The organism is Escherichia sp. E4385 (genome assembly GCF_963883145.1).
Classification (GTDB): Bacteria; Pseudomonadota; Gammaproteobacteria; order Enterobacterales; family Enterobacteriaceae; genus Escherichia.
In genome coordinates, this window is record NZ_CAWOOJ010000032.1 from 1 (window position 1) to 5,363 (window position 5,363).

Below are 5,363 nucleotides of genomic sequence, written 5' to 3' on the forward strand. Positions count from 1 at the left end.
GAGCAGGTGATTCGACACAGCATCGCCAATGAATACCAGGGCTTGTTCGCGCCGAAAGGTGTTCGGCCTGAGACGTTGCCTCGGCAGGTTAACACCGTCTCGTTTCCGGACAGTGCGATCCCACCAGGCTTCAGGGGGTAACGAAGCATGAAAAATATTGCGACAGGCGGCGTTCTGGAACGTATCCGCAGACTGGCCCCGCCACATGTAACCGCGCCATTCAGGACGGTGGCGGAGTGGCGCGAGTGGCAACTTGCAGAAGGCCAGAAACGTTGTGAGGAGATCAACCGTCAGAATCGTCAGTTGCGGGTGGAAAAAATCCTGTATCGCTCCGGCATCCAGCCGTTGCACCGCAAATGCTCGTTTGCGAATTACCAGGTGCAGAACGACGGCCAGCGATACGCGTTGAGTCAGGCGAAATCTATCGCTGACGAACTGGTTACCGGATGCACAAATTTCGCGTTCAGCGGAAAACCTGGTACCGGAAAAAACCATCTGGCGGCGGCTATTGGGAATCGCCTGCTGAAAGATGGCCAGACAGTGATTGTGGTTACCGTGGCTGATGTTATGAGTGCTCTACACGCCAGCTATGACGACGGGCAATCAGGCGAAAAATTTTTGCGGGAACTGTGCGAAGTGGATCTGCTGGTTCTTGATGAAATTGGCATTCAGCGCGAGACGAAAAACGAGCAGGTGGTACTGCATCAGATTGTTGATCGCCGGACAGCGTCGATGCGCAGCGTGGGGATGCTGACAAACCTGAACTATGAGGCCATGAAAACATTGCTCGGCGAGCGGATTATGGATCGCATGACCATGAACGGCGGGCGCTGGGTGAATTTTAACTGGGAGAGCTGGCGCCCGAATGTTGGTCAGCCAGGTATTGAGAAGTAATTTTTACCGGGAGGAAATTTTAATGGAGACCGTTTTTGACGCACTGAAAGCGATGGGAAAAGCCACGTCGGTAGAACTGGCTACGCGACTTGATATCAGTCGAGAAGAAGTGCTGAACGAGCTGTGGGAACTGAAAAAGGCTGGCTTCGTTGATAAAAGCGTATACACCTGGCGCGTGGCTGATAACAACGTTCAGCAGGAACAGCCAGCGCCGGCAGAGCTGCCGGAAGAAACCACCATGGCAACAGTAGCGAAAATTTCGGAGAGCGATTTAAAAGCGGCGATTGAGCAACGTGGACCACAAACGGCGGATGAACTGGCTACGCTGTTCGGTACCACATCCCGCAAAGTGGCTTCAACGCTGGCAATGGCAATCAGCAAAGGTCGTCTGATTCGCGTAAACCAGAACGGTAAATTTCGTTACTGCATACCGGGTAATAATTTACCAGCAGAGCCGAAACTTGAATCGGTAGCGGAAACTGATGGTAAAGCCTTTCCTCAGCCAGCAAGTGTTGCGTTACCGGTACAGAAAGATGCAACACAGGAAGATATTAAAACAGAAACTGTGGCGGACATTGTGCAATCGTTGCCATCGTTTACTGAAACGCGCGCGGATGACCTGATTTTACCATCGCTGCATATGGCAAACCGCGAACTGCGTCGGGCGAAAGGCCATGTCCAGAAGTGGGAGCGTATCTGCGCCGCGCTGCGGGAGCTGAACAAGCACCGGGATATTGTCCGACAGATTGTCGATTCCTCCAGTCGTATTGTGTCGGAAAAGTGATTGCCGGGGGCGCTTATGGCAAAAGTATTTACACAAGAAGAGCGGGAAAAAATTAAGGGGCAGGTTGTTGAACTCGTGCGCCAGAGTGGGCGCGAGACGTTACGACAACTGGAAACCAAGACAGGTGCGACAAGATATTTAATGAGCGTTCTCGCAAGAGAGCTGGTCGCCAGTGGTGATGTATACAACTCTGGCTACGGATTATTTCCCTCAGAACAGGCTCGTAAGGACTGGCAAAACGCCCGCAAAAAACTATCGAGGGCAAAGGTGAAGAAACAGGTTGTGGTTGATCCTGACCTTATCTGGTCATTACCCGACGGAGAAATACGCCGCTACGACAGGCGTATGAACATAATCTGTCGCGAGTGTCGGAAGAGCGAGGTTATGCAGCGCGTGCTGGCGTTTTATCAGAGGAATTTTCAGGAGGCGGCGCAGTGAGCAGGATTGACTACCAGGAATTGGCTGCTGCTAACGCTTTCCTGGCGGATGTGCGGGCGGGGGCGTTTAACGACCTTTGCGCGGCGTTTGTCAGGCACGCAAAAATTGCAGGACTGGACGATGGCGATCTCGTTACGGTGAAAGAAGCGACTGATGCGCTGCTGCACTGTGCAGAACAGCTTCGGGAGGGATTCAAGCAATGAGTGAATCAAAATGCCAGGTTAATGGCAATCAGATAGAACCGTGTGTGGCACTGGCAAAATCCCTTGAGCATGATGCTGAATGCTCAGTAAGAAAAGGCTTACTGCTATACAAAATCTGGAATGAGAGTTTAACCCGTGGACCTGATTTGGTGATGTTGCGTTCCGGTGAGTTTTCTAAATCACCAATTCGAGTTTCATTTTGCCCGTTCTGTGGTGAAAGTCTGAAAACGTGGGAGGAAACCAATGAGTGACCAATGGCGACCAGAAATTTGTCCGATAACCGGACGTGCATTTTTTATGTGGATTGAGCATCCAACATTGGGAAATGTGCCGACATATGGTGGCCCATTAGATAGTTACACCATTCCAACAAAGGACGGTGACGGTGAGTTTTCATGTGAGCGTTATGATCATGATTTTGGCGGTTGGGTAGAAAGCGAATGTCTTGGGTTATATCTGATTGATGATAAAGAGCAATGCAGAGTCTATGAACTGGAGGAACGCGTTAAAGAGCTGGAGGCGCGGACAGTAGATCTTCCTCAACGGTTACAGCCGGGTGCTGATGGTTATGATGATTGGTATGTACACAGCGCAGATGATGGTGAATATCTCAAAGCTGATGATGTTATCGCGGCAATCCGCGCCGCTAGTATTTGCATCAAAGGAGAGTGACGTGGAAATAAAACCAGAAGATGAGTTAAGTAATATTGTTTTATTTCCGGTAAAAGAGGATGACCCACGTAATCAGGTTAATTTTCTTTATGAGCCATCGGAAAGACCATATTGCCATCACGCTTCTGTTCGGGTTGATGAAAAAGAGCGTCAGGTCCGATGCAAAATCTGTGGCGCGGTTGTGGAACCATTTGACTGGATGCTCTCTGTGGCGAAAAGAGAAACCAGACTGGCAGATGATGTAAGGCTATTGCGCCAGGAGGAACAGGAAAGGCGGAAAAATATAGAAAAGCTAATTCAGATTGAGCGTAACGCGAAAGCACGGATACGCAGGGCGGCAAAAGCCAGAACTGAATAATAAAATCAGCGATGTAAATAAAATTTAATCCTTAACCGGAGGGATTTCTGCACCCTCAAATCATCCGGAGGCCGCCCGAAAGGGCGGTAATAAAAATAGCTGAACTAATCGGAGAATAAAACGATGAAAAACCGTAAAGCAAAAATTCTGTTAGCTCGCAGAAACGGTGTTGGGGTCTGGCGATGGTTGAGGATTAGTAACAGACGAGTGAGGTTGACGGGGTGTTGCGGGGTGATGGGTCACAGTTGTTGCAAAAAGCCCAACGCGGCACAAAACCGCTGGAGAAATCACAGTTCTAAGCAAATTAAATGGGAGTGATATGACTACACTATTCAGGAAAAATTATCCGCGAAAGAGCAGAGCAACAGAATTCCTGTTTCTCATTCTGTTTATCGTATTGATGACACCGATATCCCCGCTAATTTTTGTCTGGGTAATCGGGAAAATAATTGAGCCCGTTATTGAATTGTATAACGACGTGGTATGGGCGTCGTTTAACGCACTACACAATAAAATTAATCCGTATAAGGAAGGTTGAAATGACTGAATTAACCAAAGAACAATTAGTCGAAGAAGCTAAATTAAAAATAGCGATTGCGAAATGCCACCCAAATTCAGGGATGGCACAGGTAGAGGGTGAGTTATTCAAAATTGCACTGGCATCACTGGAAGCAGAGCCAGTGGCGTGGAAGGCAACCTTCACGCAAATTGATAATGAATATAATACGTTCACTGCTCTGTATTCTGACAAAGCAGAAGCCGAACGGTGGGTGCAACTGCATGAAATAGGTGACTTTCGGGCAGAAATAACACCGCTTTACGCAGCGCCGCCAGCGATGGTAGTGCCTGATGAAATGGATTTGCTTACCTGTCATCTCGACGGTGTAACTGAAACATATGCTGATGGCTGGAACGCCTGCCGCGTCGCCATGCTTCAGGCCGGAAACTTTCGGGAAAATAAGAATTCGTCAACCAACTCTCCGGGAACTCCGGCTGGCTGGGTAAGCTGTAGTGATGCAGTTCCTGCGGAATACTGCGATGTGATTCTTCGCGATGATCTCGGGAATGTATTCCCCGGTTCCTGGGATAAGGTTTTTTGCCCCATTCGTGGCGGGAATAAGATGGCTTTTGTGGACAAAGACGGCATCGAAGTAGGGAGCTCAACTCACTGGATGCCGCTACCGGAACCACCGCAGGAGGTGAATCAATGACCTGGCCTGAGGCATTCACCACGGTAGGAATCGCAATGGCGGTGGCACTGGTTGTGTATTCGATTTGCCGCTGGGGATAAAAACTGTCAAATAGAAAAGCCCCGATAGCCGGGGCTAAATTTATCTACGATTCACATTTTGTGCATTTTGGAATTGGGAAGGCTTTTGCTTTCACTGGGTATACGCGTTTTCCTGATTCATCGTGATAGAAGCGACGGAACAAAATTTCGCAAGGTTCTCCACATTTACTGCATATTTTTTTATTAACAGTCTTTTCCATAAAAGAGTTCCTGTATAAAAACACAAACTGTATTCCTGTTCAGTATTGCGTTTATCTACAGACCTGATACCCTTGCACATGTCTTTTCTGTGTGCTAAAGGGTGTCAGATCATTACGATCAACCTCCTTATCAATCACACTAGTTGCGATGCTGTAACATCACAATCTCTATAGCCCCTTGCATCTTGAGTTTTCAGGACAAGGGGTTTTCTATGCTCATAACCGAGACCATCTGATCCTGGCGTAAACAAGCCCGTGGTGCAACCCCTTGCAAGCATGTAACTCATTGAAAAATGATCATTTTATCTGTTGACACGGAATAACAAACTGTCATTGTGCGGCTATGGCAAGTGGCAAATGCTTATAAATCATATGGATATAAATAGTACAGAAAGAGTTGTTTTCTCTAGGATATGAGTATGCGTCTAATGCTGATTGGTTGAATTTTGTTCTTGTTTTAAAGGGTAAGAGTTTAAAGTGTTGGCAGTGATGTATTGGATAGTTAGAATTGCTGCGGGTGCTT

General features: G+C 47.9%; 9 protein-coding genes and 2 pseudogenes. 10 read left to right on the plus strand and 1 reads right to left on the minus strand.

The features are described 5' to 3' along the window. From AACS80_RS23560 to AACS80_RS23605, 10 genes and pseudogenes are all read left to right on the plus strand, one after another. Positions 1-141, plus strand: a pseudogene (locus AACS80_RS23560) (YdaU family protein); the annotation flags it as partial. A gap of 6 nt (positions 142-147) precedes the next feature. Further along, on the plus strand, positions 148-894 hold the full coding sequence (locus AACS80_RS23565) for an ATP-binding protein (RefSeq protein WP_138184024.1): 747 nt from the start codon (positions 148-150) through the stop codon (positions 892-894). A gap of 22 nt (positions 895-916) precedes the next feature. Continuing rightward, a complete protein-coding gene (locus AACS80_RS23570; protein ID WP_135409909.1) occupies positions 917-1,678 on the plus strand; it encodes a DUF1627 domain-containing protein in 762 nt (253 codons plus the stop codon). A 15-nt stretch (positions 1,679-1,693) separates the two neighbouring features. Beyond that, the gene (locus AACS80_RS23575; protein WP_138184025.1) at positions 1,694-2,116 is read left to right on the plus strand and encodes a DUF977 family protein; all 423 of its coding nucleotides are present in this window, start codon (positions 1,694-1,696) and stop codon (positions 2,114-2,116) included. Continuing rightward, positions 2,113-2,319, plus strand: a complete 207-nt coding sequence (locus AACS80_RS23580; RefSeq protein WP_135409910.1) for a hypothetical protein — start codon at positions 2,113-2,115, stop codon at positions 2,317-2,319. Before AACS80_RS23575 ends, AACS80_RS23580 begins: the two co-directional genes overlap by 4 nt. Continuing rightward, positions 2,316-2,570 carry a hypothetical protein gene (locus AACS80_RS23585; protein WP_135409911.1) on the plus strand — a complete coding sequence of 85 codons (255 nt, stop codon included), beginning with the start codon at positions 2,316-2,318 and terminating at the stop codon, positions 2,568-2,570. Before AACS80_RS23580 ends, AACS80_RS23585 begins: the two co-directional genes overlap by 4 nt. After that, positions 2,557-2,865 (plus strand): annotated as a pseudogene (locus AACS80_RS23590) (ead/Ea22-like family protein); the annotation flags it as partial. The gene AACS80_RS23585 and the pseudogene AACS80_RS23590, both read left to right, overlap by 14 nt. Positions 2,866-2,992: 127 nt before the next feature. Further along, positions 2,993-3,349: a hypothetical protein gene (locus AACS80_RS23595; protein WP_167852401.1), complete on the plus strand. Its 357-nt coding sequence runs from the start codon at positions 2,993-2,995 to the stop codon at positions 3,347-3,349. Between the two features lie 319 nt (positions 3,350-3,668). Next, complete coding sequence (locus AACS80_RS23600; RefSeq protein ID WP_135409913.1) at positions 3,669-3,887, plus strand: DUF4014 family protein; 219 nt, start codon at positions 3,669-3,671, stop codon at positions 3,885-3,887. A gap of 82 nt (positions 3,888-3,969) precedes the next feature. Next, positions 3,970-4,560: a DUF551 domain-containing protein gene (locus AACS80_RS23605; RefSeq protein ID WP_339374559.1), complete on the plus strand. Its 591-nt coding sequence runs from the start codon at positions 3,970-3,972 to the stop codon at positions 4,558-4,560. 610 nt (positions 4,561-5,170) lie between these two features. Here the strand turns inward: AACS80_RS23605 and AACS80_RS23610 are convergent. Beyond that, a partial coding sequence (locus AACS80_RS23610; protein WP_205714143.1) for a hypothetical protein occupies positions 5,171-5,363 on the minus strand: 193 nt, incomplete at its 5' end.

Bases quoted from the DNA above. Each gene is read 5' to 3' on its own strand.
- AACS80_RS23585 (WP_135409911.1), top strand. From the start codon at position 2,316: ATGAGTGAATCAAAATGCCAGGTTAATGGCAATCAGATAGAACCGTGT.
- AACS80_RS23605 (WP_339374559.1), top strand. From the start codon at position 3,970: ATGGCACAGGTAGAGGGTGAGTTATTCAAAATTGCACTGGCATCACTG.
- AACS80_RS23570 (WP_135409909.1), top strand. From the start codon at position 917: ATGGAGACCGTTTTTGACGCACTGAAAGCGATGGGAAAAGCCACGTCG.
- AACS80_RS23600 (WP_135409913.1), top strand. From the start codon at position 3,669: ATGACTACACTATTCAGGAAAAATTATCCGCGAAAGAGCAGAGCAACA.
- AACS80_RS23565 (WP_138184024.1), top strand. From the start codon at position 148: ATGAAAAATATTGCGACAGGCGGCGTTCTGGAACGTATCCGCAGACTG.
- AACS80_RS23575 (WP_138184025.1), top strand. From the start codon at position 1,694: ATGGCAAAAGTATTTACACAAGAAGAGCGGGAAAAAATTAAGGGGCAG.